Raw genomic sequence first — 17,814 nt, 5'->3', positions numbered from 1 at the left:
GTAAGCTCTCTGGCTACAGGTGCTTGTTTATGTTGGCAACGTATCTGTTACCAGCTTCAAAAGAAAAAAAAGCGCAATCCCCACGCTCGCGACTGTCCACCAGAGCGGCTTGCTGTCAGCCTTTTCTGCCTTGTAGATCCCGATTAACTTCCAGGTACCCACCGCCACGCACAAGAGGCTAAACAGGAGCAGGATTGTCCCCATGACCTCCCTCCCCTCACTCCTAGCTATATGGGGATGAGAGGGAAAAAATCACTTCTTCGGGTCCTTTTTGCCCAATCGACCGAGGACCATTCGGCCCCGTTCCTTGATGGACTCGTCCTTGATATCTTGTTGACGCTTTTTCATCAAACCGTTTTTGGAAGTATCCGGTCGGTCCGTTTGCCGTCCATCTCGCATTAGCTGTACTTGCCTCCGCTTTTTTTCTCGTAATCGTCCAAAAGCTCAGCAAAGCCCTTGTTGCGCTCGCGTTCTTCCTGCTCCCGGCGCTTTTGTTCGGCTGCTTCCATCGCTTTGCGCTCGCCTTCTGTCTTCATGTCTTTTTCAAGCTGCTTGAGTGCTCCGAGCGCATCTGCATTCAGCATATCCTTCAAACTGTTCAATCCACTTTTCGCGTCTACCGTAGTTATTGTCTCTGCTTGACGCTGTGGTTTTCGTTGTTTTTTCGCCATTGAAATTGCCACCCTTTCCCTATCCTCATTCTGTCCTCATTCTCTGGCCCCATCCGGGTCATACTATCTTCATCTTTCACAAAGAGGAGGACATCACATGGTTCGCAACAAAGAAAAAGATTTTGGAAAAACTGCTGAAATCCGAGGACCCAAAGCCCAATCCGAGGCTGTCCGCTCTGACGGCTCCATTAATAGTGAACCACAAGAAAGGCTAAAAGAAAACCGCTAACAAAAAAACCGCCGGGCAGCCATTATGCTCGGCGATTTTTATTCTTTCTAAAGTTTGATGAGTCTAGGGTGAGTGTATTCTCATGAGAATGAAACTAAATCAATTTGGAAAAGCGGAAACCGTTCATTGGAGAGCTACGCGAAGAAATTATACAGCAGGAGAGAATCATCAAATTAATCGCGTCCTATAAGCCTACAAATTGAGGATTCGGGCGTTTGTTTGCATAATATTGTGACAGACGAAGATGAGGGTTTGCCACTCACTGGCTGGCTGCGTTACTGTATACAAAAAGCCGATTGCAAAAAGAATCGGCTGCTGCGCGTGTCGTGAAGACTAAAAACTCATAGGTGGTGGATTGTACCATGACACAAGTGATTGTAGTTCTGATTATATTTACTTTTGTTGCCCTGATTGCCCGAATTGTTTTCCGATCAATCAAGGAGAAAAGACTTCCAAATCCGCCTAACTATACCCCTTACGATGATGTAATGTCTGGAAAAGTACGCTCGGATGAAACCCAATATTCCTCTTCAGAGATTCCCAGACCATGAATCAGACCATCAGTTCAGGCTAAACAAGGTATACAGTAGCTGATGAGCTGCATCTCTCACGGGAATGATCACACTCGTTACCATCAGATCTTCCCCCTTTTTTAGCATATGCGGCTGGGTCTCATTTGAGCTGAGCGCGATCTCCCCTCCAAAACCGAATAAGGGGTTAGTGACTGATGCATGCTATGGGAAAAAAGGAGGTCCAGATGATGGATAACGATAAGCAAAAGAACGACAAGACGAAGGATATTTCCCTCGATGGGACGCTGCCGCACCAAATCAGTGCTCCTGACTTCAAAAACTCGTCCCGTACGATTCAAAAGCCATTCGTCAATGAGTTCGGAGTCGTCATCGGTGACAGCTTGTACGAGTCCCAGGAATCTCCCTTACACAACTGGAGCACGGAAACCGATCCCTCCATCATGGCAGGGGACCAGTGGGTACATCCGACCAACGACATTGGCTGGAACTCGATAGAAAATCGTGAGCTTCTTGAGGATCAAGAAGAACAAGATGGAGCACGTTTTATGCACCCGACCTTTGATGTGAGCAAAGGCAAGGACTAATGCCAGCTTTTTCATGCAGCCCGTTCGGCAGAAGCACTTCTGACCGGACGGGTGTTTTTGGATTGCGCTTGACCTGGAGCTTCGGGACACTACTCTGACTTGTGTTACAATGGAAGACAAGTAGCAGAAAGGAGCTAGTCCATGAGTATCACACTTGCGATAGAGCCAGCGTTTTCCCTTGCCTATCAACGTTATGCCGGCTTTGTACCGGGGGATACACTTCGATTGTATGTACGAACAAGCGGCCCCGGAACCGGTGGTATGTTTTATGCGATTGAAAAAGATGAGGTCCTCACCGATGATGCTGTATTTGAAGTAGAGGGGTTGCGATTTGTCATTCGTCCAACGGATTTCTGGTATTTCGACGGGGGACATCTGAGCTACAATCCGCTCTATGGCGAGTACGGCTTTCACTTCACCAACACTCGTCTGGATTAGCACTAGACAGAAACTTCTTTTGGCTTGATTCGTAAGAAGGAATATCTGCCTATATCTTCTGGGAGGAAAAACGATGAAAAAAAGCCGTTCAGTCCTTTTGGCGATCGGTGCTTTCTTACTTGCCAATTTAAAATGGATACTTAGCATACTGAAGTTTTCAAAATTCGGGACCACCATTATATCCATGGGGATTACTTTGTGGGCGTATGCCGTTTTTTACGGATGGAAATTCGCCGTGGCTCTCGTCTATCTGATCTTCGTCCACGAAATGGGGCATGTGATTGCCGCCAAACGAAAAGGAATCGCGACCTCACCCGCTGTCTTTATTCCTTTTGCCGGAGCCTTCATCGCCATGAAAGACATGCCGCGTGATGCAAAAACCGAGGCATACTTAGCCTACGGCGGACCCTTGGCAGGAATGATTGCTTTCTTGCCTGCCCTTCCGTTGTATTGGTATACGCAGGACCCTTTCTGGGGGTTGGTTATCTACTTGGGTGCCATGCTTAATTTATTTAACCTACTGCCCATCTCCCCGCTAGATGGGGGCCGCATCGTTTCGGTATTGTCGACGAAAATTTGGTTTATCGGGTTAGTCGGTCTGGGCGTTATGCTGTTCGCCAACCCAGGACCGATTACCGTGTTTATTTTCATCATCGGCTTGATCACGTGGTACAACCGCCTACGTGGTGGCTATCAACAAAAGCTCCTGCAATATGAGCGCGAAAGAATTGCAGACTTCCAGCAAAACATAGCCAAATGGCCCGCGTTGGAATCGACATGGGATATCCGCACGCAAATGAATGCCGAGGTAAATGCAATCAATCAGGAAGATTTGAAGAAATTTTATGTTCCGTTTTTGCAGGACAAACAACGCCTTCAGCGTGACTTCAAGCGACTCGATAAAGTGTATGTGAACAGAAAATGGGAACTGTTCAGACTGTGGGAACGAGAGCCTGTTTTGTTTTACGATTCGGACCCGAACCGACCGATCCCATCGGATGCGCTTCGGGATGGGGAACGTGCGGCGCAAGAGAGATTAGCCGAACTGGATGAGCAAATGCACCAGCTCACTACGTATTACGATGCGCCTGCCTCTACGAAGTGGAAAGTGTTAGTTGCCTATCTCGGCCTAGCTGCTGTACTGTCAGCGTTTTTCGTCTACGCCCAACAAATTCTGCACAGGTAACCGCTTGCACTTTTCGTTGCTTGACAGAAATGGATGCCTATCTGCGGCCTTCTCCGAGCGCAAAAACGTGCGCTACGGTTATCTGAGGGTCGCTCTTCCCGACCCAAAGGGCGTAAAACGCCCCCTACGGTGGTATATCGCTTTTGTGCGTTCCACCCAATCAGAGTAAAATAGAAAATAGTACTTTCATAAAATTCCAGAGAGGATGACTTTTTACTTGGACACCGTCCCGATAGTGCTCAACCTACTGCTTGTTATATTTCTTGTTTTTCTTAACGGCTTTTTCGTAGCCGCAGAGTTCTCACTCGTGAAGGTGCGGCAAACGCGCCTGACACAGATGGTGAATGAGGGTAACAGACGTGCAGTCTATGCCCAAAAAGTAACGCATAAGCTAGACGCCTACCTATCTGCCTGCCAGGTCGGGATTACTCTCGCCTCGCTGGGACTGGGTTGGGTCGGGGAACCGGCCATTGCCCATATGATTGTGGAGCCTTTGCTTGGATCTTCAGGATTGCCTGAATATGCAATCTCCGCGATTTCTTTTGGTGTAGCCTTTGCGATTATTACGTTCCTCCACATTGTCTTGGGTGAGTTGGCTCCGAAATCATTGGCCATTCAAAAAGCAGAAATGACCTCGTTGTGGGTTGCCGCGCCATTGATGTTTTTCTATAAATTGCTTTACCCGGCTATCTGGTTCTTGAACGGAACAGCCAACGCTCTCATGAGACGACTCGGACTCGAAGCCATCTCGGAACATGAAGCGGCACATACCGAAGAAGAAATTCGCCTGTTGGTCAACCAAAGTCACCAAAGTGGCCATATCGACCAAACCGAATTGGCTCTTGTGGAACAAGTTTTTGACTTCTCCGAAACCGTTGCTCGGGAAACGATGATCCCGCGCATTGATATGGTTTGCTTATATACGACGAATACCTTTGAAGAAAACCTGGAGATTATCCGCTCGCAACGCCACACGCGTTTTCCAGTTGCAGCTGAAGACAAGGACAACATCATCGGTTTTGTCCATGCGACAGACTTCTACCTTTCTGCGTTACAAGACGGAAGCGTGGAGCTGGATTCGTTGCTCCGCCCTGTCCTGACCGTACCGGAAACCATGGAAATCAGCACGGTATTGCGCCTGATGCAGAAAAACCGTTCACAGCTCGCGATTGTCATCGACGAATACGGCGGAACAGCCGGTCTCGTGACGATGGAGGATATTCTGGAAGAAATCGTTGGGGATATCCAAGACGAGTTTGACGAGGAAAGACCAGAGATTGAGAAGCTGGACAATGGCCTCTCCGTATCCGGTATGCTCGTGTTGGCTGACCTGAATGACCATCTTCCGTTCGAACTCGAATCCGAAGATGTAGACACAATCGGCGGTTGGTTGTACAGCCAGCTCGAAGAAGACATCGCTGTTGGCGCGATAGTAGAATGGGAAAACCACCTGTTCACCGTCAAGCAGATGGATCATCACCGTGTCACACGCGTCCTGATTACGCGTTTGGAAAAAGATGAATCGGAGCAACAAGAACTGTTGACCGTCTCCTAATCATCACACCTCAGTACAAACCAAAGCCCCACACCTGCTTACATGGCTGGTGCGGGGCTTTTTTATTTCGCAGGTGAGTTTCGTCGTTCTCGTTCGTCTACGTGGTCTCCTGGCCCATGAGTGGCTTCCAGTCGTCCACGCCGTTGTCCTCCAAAATTCCCATCGTCACATCGCTAATATCCGGGTCGGTGAGCAAGCTGTCACGAATGCGGTATTTAATATCGTCTGCCACAGCAAGACTCAGTCCTGTCCGCAACTCTACATAGCACTCCACATGGTAAAAACGCCCTTCCTGTACAATCCGCATCCGGTTGATGTCCGTCACATCCGGGTCAGCAAAAATGACTTTGGCTACCCGATCCTCGATTTCTTTGGGAGCTGCAATACCAATCAAACCGACCATGTTGTCGTACCCTACCTTGAATGCCACACCCACCATGAGAATCCCAATCAGAATGGTGGCAATCCCGTCCAGCAAGGCAAAGGAAGTAAATGTAGTGACGATAACGGCAATCAGCGCCAATAACGCACCGAGGGTTGCCACGATGTCTTCGTAAAAGACAAGTCGTGTCGGTGGAGCCGCACGTCCTACATTCCGAAAGGCTGCCGGGATGACAGCAAAGCCTTTCGCTTCCACCCTAGCTTCATGAACGATTTCAAACATCACTTTTACCAGCACATATCCATCCACGATGACTGCCAGAGACAAAATGATGAAATTCAACCAAAAATGACTGGATTCTGCTGGCTCGGAAATGAGATGGAAGCCTTTGATAATGGTTTCGTAGGCCATGATGGTTACGACGATCACCGCGACCATACAGAAAATGTTAATGACACGACCAAAGCCTGTAGGGAACCTCGGTGTCGGTTTTTTCTCTGCGAGTACGCTGCCAAAGAAAACGAAGAACTGGTTGACCGCATCGGCTACCGAATGCATCGCCGACGCAAACATGGCTCCACTCCCACTATAGACAGCCGCAAAGCCTTTTGCGATAGCAAGCCCCGTGTTCCCCAAAGCCGCTGTCGCCGAGGACATATTTCCCTTTTTTAGCGTTGCCCAAAAAGAGCCCATGGTGTTGCCATTCCCTCCTTGAACGAGACGATTTCCTTTACTATTCCCTATTCGTAAGGAGTGTTTCTTATGAGAAATGGAACATATACACAAAGAAAAGACAGACATCCGAAGTGGAGTATCTGCCTTTCCTTGTTACCGCTACCTTATGCTACTAATTTCAATCCTGCTACTGCTATAATCACCACGGCGATGCACAAGATCCGCAGCTTGTCTTTTGCTTCTCCATAAAACATCATCCCGACAAGAGCGCTACCTACCGTACCAATCCCTGTCCAAACCGCATAGGCCGTTCCCATAGGAATTTCTCTCATCGCAAGAGACAGAAGAAGAAAGCTAATCGAAAAACCGCCGATTAGTACCGTAAAAGAACGGAAAGAAGGCTTCGTGTTGACCTGTGTAATCCCCATCACGCCTACGACCTCAAACAACCCTGCAAAAATTAAGGCTACCCATGTCATGCCACTTCACCTTCCTTTCGCGGCTTTTCTTCATGATCCGGTGTAACCAGCTTCAAACCAAGGATTCCCCCCAGAAGAAGCGCGATCAAGCCTACTTTTGTCCAGCTGAACGGTTCTCCAAACAGGACCATTTCGCTAATAACCGTACCGGCCGTACCCAAACCGACGAAGATCGCATAAACCGTACTCGTTGGCAGCTTTTTCCCTGAATAGATCAAAACACCAAAGCTGATAATAATCGCTAAGACGGTCAATGCCCACGACCAAAAGCTATCAGCGTGCTTCAAGCCCGCTACCCACATGACTTCAAATACTGCTGCGACGACAACCATCAACCAATATTTCCCCATGCTCTGGCTCCCTCCTCTTTCTTTTACGCTCATGGTAACGGACGTATCCGTTTTTATCGTTCCCCAAAATACATACTCATCCAAGATGGCTCAGGCTTTTTCCGAATGCAAAAAAAGCCTCGGGTGAATACCATCACAGATATTCCTCCCGGGCTTTTATCCCTCCGTGTACACGACCGTGGTCGTGGGTTTTCTCTCGGTCCTGACCGGCCAGATGACTGACCGCGGAACCCTAGAAAACTCAGTACATATGCAGTTCTTTTCTTGGGGTAACTGTCCTTATCATATCAAAAAACGCCGCGTTTGGCAATGAATGTGCGACACTTCGGCAAAGGACCACCTTATGGTATTCTACAAAGAGAAGCATGATACAAGGGAAGAGAGGAACGTACGTATGACGAAAGTGTTGTTTGTTTGTCTGGGCAATATTTGTCGCTCGCCCATGGCCGAAGCCGTATTTCGACATCTCGTAGAGGCGGAGGGATTGGCAGGGGAAATCTCCATCGATTCAGCGGGGATCGGTGGTTGGCACGCTGGTGAACCTCCACACAAAGGTACACAAAAGGTGTTGACCGAGAATGGGATTGCGCATGATACACTGCGTGCTCGCCAAATTATCACACAGGACTTCTCGGCGTACGACTATATCGTCTGCATGGATGAGGAAAATTTGTCCGCACTCAAGCAGATGGCGCCGTCAGGGAAAAAGGTGTACCGCCTGCTCGACTTTGCCGATTCTGCCCAGGAACAAAATGTGGAGGACCCTTATTATACAGGACGATTCACCTATGTATATGACCTGGTGAATGCGGGTTGCCGTGGGCTGCTGAACGAAATCAAAGCCAATATCGCCAAAAAGGGATAGCCCGTCATCTGGGTCATCCCTTTTTCTTATACGGCAACCGTCTCCTTCTCCTGCAATCTTACCAGCCAGCCCTTCGTACTCGCAATCAAGCGTTTGTAGCTGTCTGTCGAGGAAAAGGTATGGTCTCCGCCGACTACTACTTCTGTTTCGCAGCTCCCCCGTCTCCGCAGGTGTAGCTCTCGCTCATAGTGGAACATGGCATCCACCGCAATGACGTCATCCCGATTACCGTGCAGGATTAACACATCTCCCTCAAACTGCTTGGCTTGACGCAGCGGAAGAGCCGTGCCCAGCGACTGGAAAAAACGCTTCTCCAATCCGTAGCCCAAATGATCCGTTTTGCCATACGAAAGTGCTTCCTTGTATTCCTTCTCCCCCACGATCCGAACGATATCATCGAAAGGTCGTGCTACCGGTGCCCATAGGATGAGCGAGTGTATGCGTTTATCCTGGCTCGCTGTCAGTACACTGACCGCACCACCCAAACTATGCCCTAACAGGCACACGCGCTCCTGATCTACCTGTTCCAGCGTGAAAACATGGTCGAGGACATCACGTGTTTGCGCAAGCAGGACATCCAAACCACCTGCACCATAAACGCCGTCACTTTCCCCGCAGCCTCCGTAATCGAAACGCAATACGCCAAAACCGTGTGAAGCCAGTTCTCTGGCAGCTTTTACAAACAAGCGGTTCACTCCAATCCGACTGCCGATAAAGCCATGGCAAATGACAACCAACGGGTATTTCACTCTGGTCTTGCCTGTGGTGCATGTAGGGTAGCCGTCAACGAAATCGTTTCGCTAGGTATTTGCAAAATCCGTTCCAAAGAACTCACCTCTTTTATTTTTAGTATTCCGAGTTGTTTACTAAGATATAATCCTATTATCACTGATTCATTTTACTGTGTCAAGAAGGTCATGCCTGATTGTCACTAGGCCAGGCTAAACAAGTTCTGCAATAACTGCAAAATAGATATTGCCCTCGTACTTGTCATCCCATGAGTCAGACCAGTCGCGAACTCCTAGTGTTGCCGTCACTGTTACTATATTAGAATTATCAGGTGTGGTCGCATCAACCTTGATGTTAACCATTCCCAGATGCCGATCTTTTTTTGGAGAAAATCCAAAATCAGTACCGGTTAATATAGCAGTTGCTTTCAAAACGTTACTGCCAAATACGATATGTTTTGAAGCAGTTCGTGGACCATCACCAGAATAACTACCAAAGCTAATGAAATCTGTTTTCATTTCCATAATATAAAACACCTCTTACCGCTCATATATAATTGGATTTTTCACTACGATATGGATTGAAGCAGCACACTCTTGGTTATCCCTATCTAGAACCTTTAAAGAAATCGTGTGTGATCCTGGTTGTAATGATCTAACATAAATCTCTTGTCCTACTCCAAGCAGTCCACCAATATCGGAGTACCAATGAAGTTTGGAGGGGTGTACGGATCCAATATCAGGTGAGAACGCATCCCCCATGAAGTGGATCACTTGACCAAGCCAAACGATCGCTCCAGGAACTGGATTGTTAATATATACCTTGCATGGTCGTTCAGGTACTTGAAATGGTTCGCTTACTGCCATACCCGTTCGAATGCCTTCAGTAGCCAGTACCTGAAACTGGCAAGAACCTCCGCTAGGTAAACGATCAAGATCCACTTCGTATTCGGTTACTTCCATCGAAGGTGCCACAGCCCTCCAGCTCCTTCCCCCGTCGTTACTGTAACGGAGCAGGTAAGAAGCTGCTTTGTTACCGGCTTCCGTTTTCCAAGCTACACGTACTTTTCCGGAAAGTTGTTTCCCCCCTTGTGGCGAAAGAATATGTACTTTAGGTGGATCACTTGGAACGTTCACTACGAGCAATTCTTTCTGCTCACAACTTCCACTTGCACCACATGTAAATACAATCTGCACTGTATGTCGGTGAAATGGGACAGGCACGTAAAAATCCAATCGGGCACTGTCAAGATCCTTGTGTGGATCCGTCAAATATATTCTTTTTGCATGCAAGACTTTGTTATGACAGTCGCGTAGCTCAATTGCGTATGGAGTCCATTCTCCCGATTCAATCGCGGGTTGGGACAGATAGTGGAAGCTCGGAAAAACTTCTACTTTTCCTCCGCGGTAAACATGAAACTTTAAAAATAAATGTTCACTCGATGCACCCTTTTTTTCTGGCAGATCCAGTCTATTTTCGGTATGAGAAATGGGCGGAAACTTTTGTTGCAATGCCTTATACGTATAGGGTGACACCCAACGTGGGTCGCAATAGCCCATGAAATCAAATGTGTATGCCGGATCTTGTACATTCCCCAGTTCATCAATGCCAATTTCACCGATGCTCCCTGAAGGAAGTGCATCATATACTGGATAATTTGGATCAATATTCAGGGGCTTGCCGCAGGGAGAGTGCATTCTTCCAAAAGCGTGGCCTATTTCGTGAGCAGCAATTTCACCATTGTAAATAAAACCAGCTCCTACTCCACTGCGCCCACACCCAATGTATTGAGTGGTTGGAACGCCTATAGGTAACAACCCATAGTAAACATCCCCGGTATCTCCCCTCATTTCACTAAGTTTCCCAAGTAGGTCATTCCAACCGTCACCACACCCATCACCAGATTTCTCTGTTAGGTCACCATCGAAATCAATGATGTCAAAGCCTGTAATAAAGACTCGGCATGGATATACTTTCCGAACATAACTGAGCGTACTGCTTAACGCAATTTCATTGGGTGCAGCAAGGTTAGGTTGCTTACCAGTGTACCGAATACCAACCCCTCTTACCCGTAATGGCGACACCTCAGTAAACGTTAGTGTGTTTTGAAATCTCCCGCTAAAATAGCCCGGTTGATTCGGTTGTAACACGTCAAATACCCGAATGCGATAATCAACATTCCCTACGCAGAGAGCACCCGGAATCAAAAAATTCAACGTGTCATCAGGATTTCGGCGGTTGATGGAAGAGTCTGTTTTAGGTACAATAGGTCCATTTATTGGACTTATGGGAGTCCAGTTTCCACTACCTGGGAGACGAACTTCCAATAAACCCGAAATCCTTCCAATCACCGGACGTGTTGGATCTGACTGTGTATCTATATAAACACGTAAAACTGTATTCTTCCCAGCAACTAAGCCAATGGAGTTGTCGGGTTGTGCTGTAGCAGGATCAAGATGTAACTGAGAGCGGAAAAATTGAATGGCTTGGTTGTGTTCCACTCCTGTTATAGAAAGATTCGAAGGAACAACTCCCGTTTCTAATTCCGTCAGTAACACAAATTGTATGCTTCCCTCATATAGATCGTCCCAATTATCGCTCCAATCGCGCACACCAAATGTACCTTCGACGATAACAACGTCATCATCTATCCGTGTATCCAGACGAATATTTACGTTCCCTAGATGATGGTCACCTATACGCAAACAAGTAAAACCAGTACATATCTCAATAGGTGAGAATCCAAAATTAGTCCCTATTAATCCGGCAACAGCCTGACTTACAGTTTGGTTAAAGTTAAAAACTACCTCTGCTTTTCGTGGCCCTATTCCTTTTATACTAGGAAAACTCAAAGATCCAGTACGAATTTCCATACTTGCTTCCTCCTTTTTTAGAGTATGTCTTACAGTTAATGGAATTTATTCGTTTGTTTTAAAAATAGCTTTCTTTTGCCCATGTGAAGGGACGACATTTCAGGTTGCCTGTACCTACTCGCAACCTGAAATGTCCATAAATCATTTGAAAACACTCCTATTTCAATGCAATGCGGTATAATTGAATGGCTTCAACAAGGCTTATTATGGATGCAATCGTGGAGCAACATAAAAATGTACTTTTTTGCTTAAGCCAGTGCACCGAAGATAGAATTGTGAGGAGAAAACTATGTCCGACTTGCGAAAAGAAACCTTGGAAAAAATAAAAAACGGTGATTTCACCTGTTCCAAGGAGCTGACCTTGTCTATGTTCAGCGGAAAATGGAAAGTCGTGATCCTGTGGCATTTAGGGGTAGAAGGCCCGCATCGCTTTAGCGAGCTGCAACGGCTGTTTCCAAAAATCACACATAAAATGCTGACGAATCAGTTAAAAGAGTTAATCGAAGACGGGATTGTTCACCGGGAAGTATACCCTGAGGTTCCACCGCGCGTGGAGTATTCTATGACGGAGCTGGGGATGACTTTGTTGCCCATTGTGGAAATGATGTATGAGTGGGGCGAAATGCGGATGGGGCAATTGAAGCTGGCGTTAGGGGAGGCGTCTTCTGACTAGCTGCTGTGGTGGGGAGGAAACAGGAGAAAACGCTCAGATTCTTGGAACACCTGCGGGGAAGCTGGGGGCCCGGCTCCGTGAAAAAAAGAGAAACCGCGTCCAAAGTCGACTGTTCAGGAGGCTTCTCAGAGGTGGACGCTAAAGGCAGTTTCTCTTTTTTTCACTGCGCCTCGGTAGGTGTGTCCAAAGATCTTCGCTGTTTTCTCCTGTTTCCTCTGCGAGCTGTTCGGGATTCCACCTTCGTTTTATAAAAAAGAAAAAGACCACATGAATGCTACTTTCAAGATGAAGACAATAGCCACGTGGGAAGAAGCACATTTCCAGTCCTAGCGCCTCTGGAGCCCGACCAAGCGGAGAAATGAATGGCGGGGGTTTTCAGCTTCAACCTCTGCGAATACATCCTCGAAACTCTACTTTTGAAGCGCTCCCGACATTCATTTCGGAGCGGACAGTCCCTACCCTCAGTAGGGCGTAGGCCGAAGCGTAGACTGGAAATGGGCTTCTTCCCCTCCACTACAGCTACTATTAACAAAAACAAAGGATAGCACCCAAGGCGCCATCCTTTTTCTTTGTTACGGATTCACACTATTTTTCGGAGGAGAAGCCAGATCACGCAGGATCGCTACCTCTACCCGTCTGTTTTTCGCTCTGCCTTCTGCCGTTGTATTCGGCGCTACCGGATGGTATTCTCCCAAGCCAGTTGCGCTGAACTTCGTCGGGTCTAGGTTCTTGTTTTCCAGAAGCACCTTCAAGAAGTTCACCGAACGTTTGGCACTGAGATCCCAGTTGGATGGGAACTCTGCACGGCGAATCGGCACATTGTCCGTATGACCAGTTACGGTCACTTTTTTCGGGTGAGGCACCAGCATCGCTGCCATTTCAGAGGCAAGCTTTCTCGCTTCCGGTTTCAGATCAGCTTTACCGGAGTCAAACAGCGCATTGTCCAAAATGGTGATCAGCAGTCCTTCTTCGGTCAGCTTGGTCTGGAGCTTGTCCTGCAGCTTGTTTTGCTGAATGTATCCGTCCAGCTTTGTCTGCAGCTTTTTCAAGTCCTCTGTTTCTTTGCGGACCGCTTCTTCCAGACGCTTCTCTTCTTCTGTCTTCTGTTTTTCTGCTTCCTGTGCGCCTTTGTGCAAGGTCTGCTGCTGAAGTTCCGGGTCTAGCGGCACCGGACTCGGGTAGTTCATGACACCCACACCGCCGTTGATTGCAACGTTGAAGGACCGAACCATTTGGTCGAACTTCTTCGCATCCATCTCGCTAGAGGCGAACAACACGATAAACAAAGCGAGCAGAAGGGTGAGCAAGTCCGCGTATGGAATTAGCCAAGACTCGTCCATATGCTCTTCATGATGAGCATGTCTCTTTGGTCGCTTAGCCATTTACCGCAGCTCCTTCCTCCCTCTTCTCTTCCTTCATTTCTTCTTTCATTTCTGCACGCTCTTGGTATGGGATGTATACCAGCAGCTTTTGTTCAATCGCAGTCGGAGATACACCCGCTTGAATGGAAAGCAATCCTTCGACCATGATTTTTTTGATTTCGATTTCTGCCTTTGATTTCCGTTTGAGCTTGGTTGCGAACGGGTGCCATAATACGTAACCCGTGAAAATACCGAGCAAGGTAGCTACGAACGCCGCCGCAATCGATATACCCAATGCATCGATGTCACTCAAGTTACCCAAGGCGGCAATCAGACCGACAACGGCACCCAATACCCCGAGAGTCGGAGCGTAGCTTCCCGCTTGGCTAAAGACGAGTGCCCCTGCCTGATGGCGCTCTTCAATGGCGTGAATTTCTTCATTCAGAACATCGCGAACAAAATCCGGTTCCCCACCATCAATGATCATCTTCATGCCGTTACGCAGAAATGGATCTTCAATCTCATCAGAAGTGTTTTCCAGTGCAAGCAATCCTTCGCGACGAGCGATGGAAGCCCAGTTCATAAACTGACCGATCAATTCTTTTTTTTCAGGGAGCTTTTCTTCTTTAAAAATTATCTTGAAAAGAGCAGGAATACGTTTGATTTCCGACATAGGAAATGCGTTACAGATAGCAGCAACTGTACCTACGATGATGATCATAAACGCTGCTGGATTCAGTAATGCCATCGGACTCGCATGCTTCAAGATCATTCCGACCACTACTGCGATAATACCTAAAACTATACCTATCAAGGTAGACTTTTCCATCGTGACACTCCCTACTTCCATAATCGAAATCTATCTATATATGGTTTCGGAATTTTTGCTCTCACTTGTGAGGCTTTTTGAAAAAAACCGCTCATCCAAACGACTGAACTAGTCCAATCATGACCAAAAGTCCTAGAATGAACGAAAAAGTCGCGGAACGAGCATGACCATCTCCATGGCTTTCGGGGATGAGCTCCTTGTAAACGATAAATAACATCGCGCCTGCGGCAAAGGAAAGCCCATATGGCACCAGCCCTTGTACCACAGAGGTCAGGTAATAGCCACAGATCCCAGAGACGATTTCGACTGCTCCGGTCATCGTAGCCAAAATAAACGCCTTGAGACGACTAACCCTTTGATTGATCAGGAAGAGAGCGACCAGGAAGCCTTCTGGTGCATTTTGCAGACCGATTGCAAAAGAAATCAGGCCACCCAAGCCCGACTGTTCACTCGAATAACTCACGCCAACGGACAAGCCCTCCGGAATATTGTGCAAGGTAATCGCGGACAAAATCAGCAGCGATTGCGAATCCATCGAAATGTTGATTCTCGTATGTTCCAGATCGATATGCGGGACAATGCTTTCCAACACCGTTAGCAGCAATGTTCCGGTAAGTACTCCCAAACAAACGATAATAAATGGCGCGCTATGAAGTGCCTGTGGGATCAGACTGAATGTCGAGGCAGCCACCATAATTCCAGCCGTAAACGCCAGCAATATATCCCGCCATCGATGGGATACCGACTTGAAAAAAAGGATAGGCAAGGCGCCCACTCCAGTAGCCATGGCAGAAAGAAAGCTACCTATCAGTAGTTGTTCCATGTGTGTTCCTCCACGTAATAATGCCGCTCTTCAGATGATACCATTTAGGTTCACGTAAAAAGATATCCGGAACAAACGGCCTTCTACTATTCATATTTCCCGAATGGAGACGGTACGCCTTTTTGTTAGGCCTTTTTTGTTAAGCGGATCACATCCAGCAAATCGATTTTTTGTCTTGTTTTTTCATGATACAGCCATTTTTCCTGAACATGATCCACAAATAAAATACCGTCTAAATGGTCGATTTCATGCTGCATACAAACAGCAAGGAATCCATCTGCTGCAAGGATCATTTCCTCACCTTGTCTGTTCAACGTCTTTACCTTTACATGCTCGGCTCTCTTTACGTTGCCATAGTAACCCGGAAAAGATAAGCAAGCTTCCATTCCGATTTGTTCGCCACTTTTTTCTATGATTTCCGGATTAATGAGCTCCATTAATCCATCTCCACAATCCATGACAATCACTCTGCGAAGAATTCCTACTTGAGGTGCGGCAAGGCCAGCACGGCCGTCCGTGGCATATAAGGTTTCAGCCATCTCATCCAGTAGCTTGAATGTTCTTGCATTCAGGTCATCCACTGGCTTGGCTACTTTGCGCAAGATCGGGTCTCCAAAAGGCAAAATCTGTTTCACTGCCATCTTCTTATGCTCCCTTCACTCTATTAGGCGGTGTATATGCCCACAAGTCATTTGGTGTACACTCCAGAGCTGTACAGAGTGCATCAAGTGTCTCGGCTTTCATTTGTTTGGGTTGACTGGTTAGTAAAGCACTGATGGAGGCTGGAGACAGACTGTAATTTGCTTTCTCTTTCAACAACCTCGCTAAAGCGGCTCCCGTCCAAACTCCTCTTTCTGCCATTACTTTTCGCAACATCCAGACAAGCATCTTTTCACCCCTCGACTTTTAGGTGTTAGCTAACTTTATTAGGCAACACCTAATATACCATATTTTCCTACAGAAATAAAAAAAACGCCAAATGCTTGGCGTTTTTGACGTTCTACGTTTCCGAACGATATGTTTTTCCCAACTGATCACTCAGACCAAAATAATGGCGGAAGTTGTAGATCAGCGGATTCCATGCTTGAGGGTTCACGTGATGAGCACTTTGGACAATCTGTTTGTCTGCATGGACGTGACGTACTTCTGTCTCCACAATCGCAAACATGTCGGCATATTCCGGAAAACGGATTGTGCGGACAATTGCTTCGAGTTGAAGCGGGCATTCTCCCACTCGCTTTGGACGAACGATATCAGAGTCAACAGGAGTCAGCTTGGCTGCCTGAAACTTATCTGCTTCATAGCGGAAGCCCAGTTCTTTTTTATAAGCGGGTACGGGATTGCGGCCTGTTAGCGGAGCCAGCGCTTCCACTTGCTGCCACATGGAGGCATCTGGCAAATTGATAACACACTCGGGCCGCTGACGCAAATTTTCCAATCCATGCGAACCAAACCCGAGTCCCAGAATAACATAATTCCCCAACGCCCATGACGATGAAATGGGGCTGATATTCGTTGTTCCATCTTCATTTTCAGTCGTCAACAGGACGACGGGAGTTCCGTAATACAAAATCTTCGGTTGGATGGTCGTATGGCTAGTCATGAACATAGCCTCCTTTGACTAGAATCACTCTTGCTACGACTTATTCTAGTCGAGGATTATTTCCATCACGCTCGAAGTATGAATGTATGCTTACTTCCGCAAATTAGCGTGCTCCAGCTTTTTGCAGGATTTGTACAATCTCGTCATAGCCACGTTCTTTTGCACGATACAGTGGCGTTTTTCCTTCGCTATCCGGGATGTTCACATCAGCACCGTGGTCGATTAACAGTTGGACCATCTCTTGTTGTTTTTCTCCACCATCATTCAATACGATTGCTTCCATCAATGCTGTCCATCCTGGATTGTTCACATGGTTGACGTCTACATCCGTCCGGGTAAGAAGTTCCTTTGCTACTTCTACATACCCATGTTCTGCCGCTGGAATCAAAGGAGTACCTCCAAAGCGGTTGTAAATCTTCGTATCTGGACCTGCATCGATAACCAGCTTCAAGATTTCTAGGTATCCTTCTGCTCCCGCATACAAGAACGGATTATCCTGCCGGTCATCCTGAATGTTGATGTCAGCTCCTGCTTCAATGAGGACCTTCACGGTTTCCACATGGTTGCCGTGTGTAGCCGCCATCGCCGCTGTTCTTCCACGATCATCCTGTGCGTTTATCTCAGCCCCTGCTGCCAAGCTAGCCTTGACTTCATCGGTTTTGCCCTCAGCTGCGGCTGCAAGCATTTTATTGTTCCATGCTTTTATTTCCTCTTTAGACAGAGACGGCTTTTTACTTGTTTGGGACTGTTGCGGCGGCGGTGGTGTAGGTGTTTGTGTTGATTGCTGCTGTTGTTGCTGTGCTGTCGTGACTGTCGGGGCTGTTGTTGTCGGTTCATCCATGCAGCCAGTCAACAGCATGCCGAATGGGATCGCAGTGAGAATGAGTCGATACATCTGGTACATTCCTCCTCGGTTCGTCATTGTGATAAAGGTCTAAGCCCGGTTAAACACCGAGCTTAGATTGCCTGTTAGAGG

Annotated in this window: 24 protein-coding genes and 1 riboswitch; of the genes, 8 read left to right on the top strand and 16 right to left on the bottom strand. The window is 47.4% G+C overall.

Going from position 1 to position 17,814, the window contains the following annotated elements:
• Positions 1-27 precede the first annotated feature (27 nt).
• From HP398_RS12445 to HP398_RS12435, 3 genes are read right to left on the bottom strand one after another with little or no spacing between them, the layout of a single operon-like run.
• Positions 28-204, bottom strand: coding sequence for a hypothetical protein (locus HP398_RS12445; RefSeq protein WP_007724726.1), 177 nt, complete (start codon positions 202-204; stop codon positions 28-30).
• Positions 205-252: 48 nt separating this feature from the next.
• On the bottom strand, positions 253-399 hold the full coding sequence (locus HP398_RS12440) for a hypothetical protein (RefSeq protein WP_007724729.1): 147 nt from the start codon (positions 397-399) through the stop codon (positions 253-255).
• Positions 399-671, bottom strand: coding sequence for a DUF3886 domain-containing protein (locus HP398_RS12435; RefSeq protein ID WP_173622722.1), 273 nt, complete (start codon positions 669-671; stop codon positions 399-401). The genes HP398_RS12440 and HP398_RS12435 overlap by 1 nt, the downstream gene beginning before the upstream one ends.
• Before the next feature lie 97 nt (positions 672-768).
• Here HP398_RS12435 and sspK point away from each other — a divergent pair, with 97 nt between their 5' ends.
• The 6 genes from sspK (at position 769) to HP398_RS12405 (ending at position 5,196) form a co-directional block, all read left to right on the top strand.
• Positions 769-900, top strand: coding sequence for a small acid-soluble spore protein K (gene sspK / locus HP398_RS12430; RefSeq protein ID WP_007724732.1), 132 nt, complete (start codon positions 769-771; stop codon positions 898-900).
• Between the two features lie 362 nt (positions 901-1,262).
• On the top strand, positions 1,263-1,451 hold the full coding sequence (locus tag HP398_RS12425; protein WP_173622721.1) for a hypothetical protein: 189 nt from the start codon (positions 1,263-1,265) through the stop codon (positions 1,449-1,451).
• Positions 1,452-1,660: 209 nt separating this feature from the next.
• On the top strand, positions 1,661-2,017 hold the full coding sequence (locus tag HP398_RS12420; RefSeq protein WP_069847490.1) for a DUF3905 domain-containing protein: 357 nt from the start codon (positions 1,661-1,663) through the stop codon (positions 2,015-2,017).
• Between the two features lie 141 nt (positions 2,018-2,158).
• On the top strand, positions 2,159-2,455 hold the full coding sequence (locus tag HP398_RS12415; protein ID WP_017250000.1) for an iron-sulfur cluster assembly accessory protein: 297 nt from the start codon (positions 2,159-2,161) through the stop codon (positions 2,453-2,455).
• 73 nt (positions 2,456-2,528) lie between these two features.
• Positions 2,529-3,641, top strand: coding sequence for a site-2 protease family protein (locus tag HP398_RS12410; RefSeq protein ID WP_017249999.1), 1,113 nt, complete (start codon positions 2,529-2,531; stop codon positions 3,639-3,641).
• Between the two features lie 217 nt (positions 3,642-3,858).
• The gene (locus tag HP398_RS12405; protein ID WP_017249998.1) at positions 3,859-5,196 is read left to right on the top strand and encodes a hemolysin family protein; all 1,338 of its coding nucleotides are present in this window, start codon (positions 3,859-3,861) and stop codon (positions 5,194-5,196) included.
• A gap of 97 nt (positions 5,197-5,293) precedes the next feature.
• Here HP398_RS12405 and HP398_RS12400 read toward each other — a convergent pair whose 3' ends face one another.
• The 3 genes from HP398_RS12400 to HP398_RS12390 form a co-directional block, all read right to left on the bottom strand.
• A complete protein-coding gene (locus HP398_RS12400) occupies positions 5,294-6,271 on the bottom strand; it encodes a cation diffusion facilitator family transporter (RefSeq protein WP_017249997.1) in 978 nt (325 codons plus the stop codon).
• Between the two features lie 146 nt (positions 6,272-6,417).
• Positions 6,418-6,732 carry a DMT family transporter gene (locus HP398_RS12395; protein WP_017249996.1) on the bottom strand — a complete coding sequence of 105 codons (315 nt, stop codon included), beginning with the start codon at positions 6,730-6,732 and terminating at the stop codon, positions 6,418-6,420.
• Entirely contained in the window at positions 6,729-7,082 is a 354-nt protein-coding gene (locus HP398_RS12390) for a DMT family transporter (RefSeq protein WP_017249995.1), read from the bottom strand. The genes HP398_RS12395 and HP398_RS12390 overlap by 4 nt, the downstream gene beginning before the upstream one ends.
• A gap of 143 nt (positions 7,083-7,225) precedes the next feature.
• Positions 7,226-7,329, bottom strand: a riboswitch (guanidine-I (ykkC/yxkD leader).
• 147 nt (positions 7,330-7,476) lie between these two features.
• Here HP398_RS12390 and HP398_RS12385 point away from each other — a divergent pair.
• Positions 7,477-7,947 carry a low molecular weight protein-tyrosine-phosphatase gene (locus HP398_RS12385; RefSeq protein ID WP_173622720.1) on the top strand — a complete coding sequence of 157 codons (471 nt, stop codon included), beginning with the start codon at positions 7,477-7,479 and terminating at the stop codon, positions 7,945-7,947.
• Positions 7,948-7,973: 26 nt separating this feature from the next.
• Here HP398_RS12385 and HP398_RS12380 read toward each other — a convergent pair whose 3' ends face one another.
• The 3 genes from HP398_RS12380 to HP398_RS12370 all read right to left on the bottom strand — a co-directional run bounded on the left by HP398_RS12380 (position 7,974) and on the right by HP398_RS12370 (position 11,549).
• Positions 7,974-8,696, bottom strand: a complete 723-nt coding sequence (locus tag HP398_RS12380; protein ID WP_371736737.1) for an alpha/beta hydrolase family protein — start codon at positions 8,694-8,696, stop codon at positions 7,974-7,976.
• 192 nt (positions 8,697-8,888) lie between these two features.
• Positions 8,889-9,200 carry a hypothetical protein gene (locus HP398_RS12375; RefSeq protein ID WP_173622719.1) on the bottom strand — a complete coding sequence of 104 codons (312 nt, stop codon included), beginning with the start codon at positions 9,198-9,200 and terminating at the stop codon, positions 8,889-8,891.
• 15 nt (positions 9,201-9,215) lie between these two features.
• Positions 9,216-11,549, bottom strand: coding sequence for a hypothetical protein (locus HP398_RS12370; RefSeq protein WP_173622718.1), 2,334 nt, complete (start codon positions 11,547-11,549; stop codon positions 9,216-9,218).
• A 289-nt stretch (positions 11,550-11,838) separates the two neighbouring features.
• Between HP398_RS12370 and HP398_RS12365 the strand changes: the two genes are divergently transcribed.
• A complete protein-coding gene (locus HP398_RS12365) occupies positions 11,839-12,222 on the top strand; it encodes a winged helix-turn-helix transcriptional regulator (RefSeq protein ID WP_017249992.1) in 384 nt (127 codons plus the stop codon).
• Positions 12,223-12,794: 572 nt separating this feature from the next.
• Here the strand turns inward: HP398_RS12365 and motB are convergent.
• The 7 genes from motB to HP398_RS12330 form a co-directional block, all read right to left on the bottom strand.
• The gene (gene motB, locus HP398_RS12360; protein WP_017249990.1) at positions 12,795-13,604 is read right to left on the bottom strand and encodes a flagellar motor protein MotB; all 810 of its coding nucleotides are present in this window, start codon (positions 13,602-13,604) and stop codon (positions 12,795-12,797) included.
• Entirely contained in the window at positions 13,597-14,412 is an 816-nt protein-coding gene (gene motA, locus HP398_RS12355) for a flagellar motor stator protein MotA (protein WP_017249989.1), read from the bottom strand. The genes motB and motA overlap by 8 nt, the downstream gene beginning before the upstream one ends.
• Positions 14,413-14,503: 91 nt before the next feature.
• A complete protein-coding gene (locus tag HP398_RS12350) occupies positions 14,504-15,235 on the bottom strand; it encodes a ZIP family metal transporter (RefSeq protein ID WP_017249988.1) in 732 nt (243 codons plus the stop codon).
• Between the two features lie 125 nt (positions 15,236-15,360).
• A complete protein-coding gene (gene def, locus HP398_RS12345; RefSeq protein ID WP_017249987.1) occupies positions 15,361-15,876 on the bottom strand; it encodes a peptide deformylase in 516 nt (171 codons plus the stop codon).
• A 4-nt stretch (positions 15,877-15,880) separates the two neighbouring features.
• The gene (locus HP398_RS12340) at positions 15,881-16,123 is read right to left on the bottom strand and encodes a helix-turn-helix domain-containing protein (RefSeq protein WP_007722000.1); all 243 of its coding nucleotides are present in this window, start codon (positions 16,121-16,123) and stop codon (positions 15,881-15,883) included.
• A 112-nt stretch (positions 16,124-16,235) separates the two neighbouring features.
• Positions 16,236-16,838, bottom strand: a complete 603-nt coding sequence (locus HP398_RS12335) for a flavin reductase family protein (protein ID WP_017249986.1) — start codon at positions 16,836-16,838, stop codon at positions 16,236-16,238.
• A 103-nt stretch (positions 16,839-16,941) separates the two neighbouring features.
• Entirely contained in the window at positions 16,942-17,733 is a 792-nt protein-coding gene (locus HP398_RS12330; protein ID WP_173622717.1) for an ankyrin repeat domain-containing protein, read from the bottom strand.
• Between the last annotated feature and the right edge of the window lie 81 nt (positions 17,734-17,814).

The sequence above is a fragment of the Brevibacillus sp. HB1.4B genome, assembly GCF_013284285.1.
GTDB classification, from domain to species: domain Bacteria; phylum Bacillota; class Bacilli; order Brevibacillales; family Brevibacillaceae; genus Brevibacillus; species Brevibacillus porteri.
The sequence above is the reverse complement of the archived record's forward strand: the minus strand, read 5'-3'. Positions and strand labels throughout refer to the sequence as shown.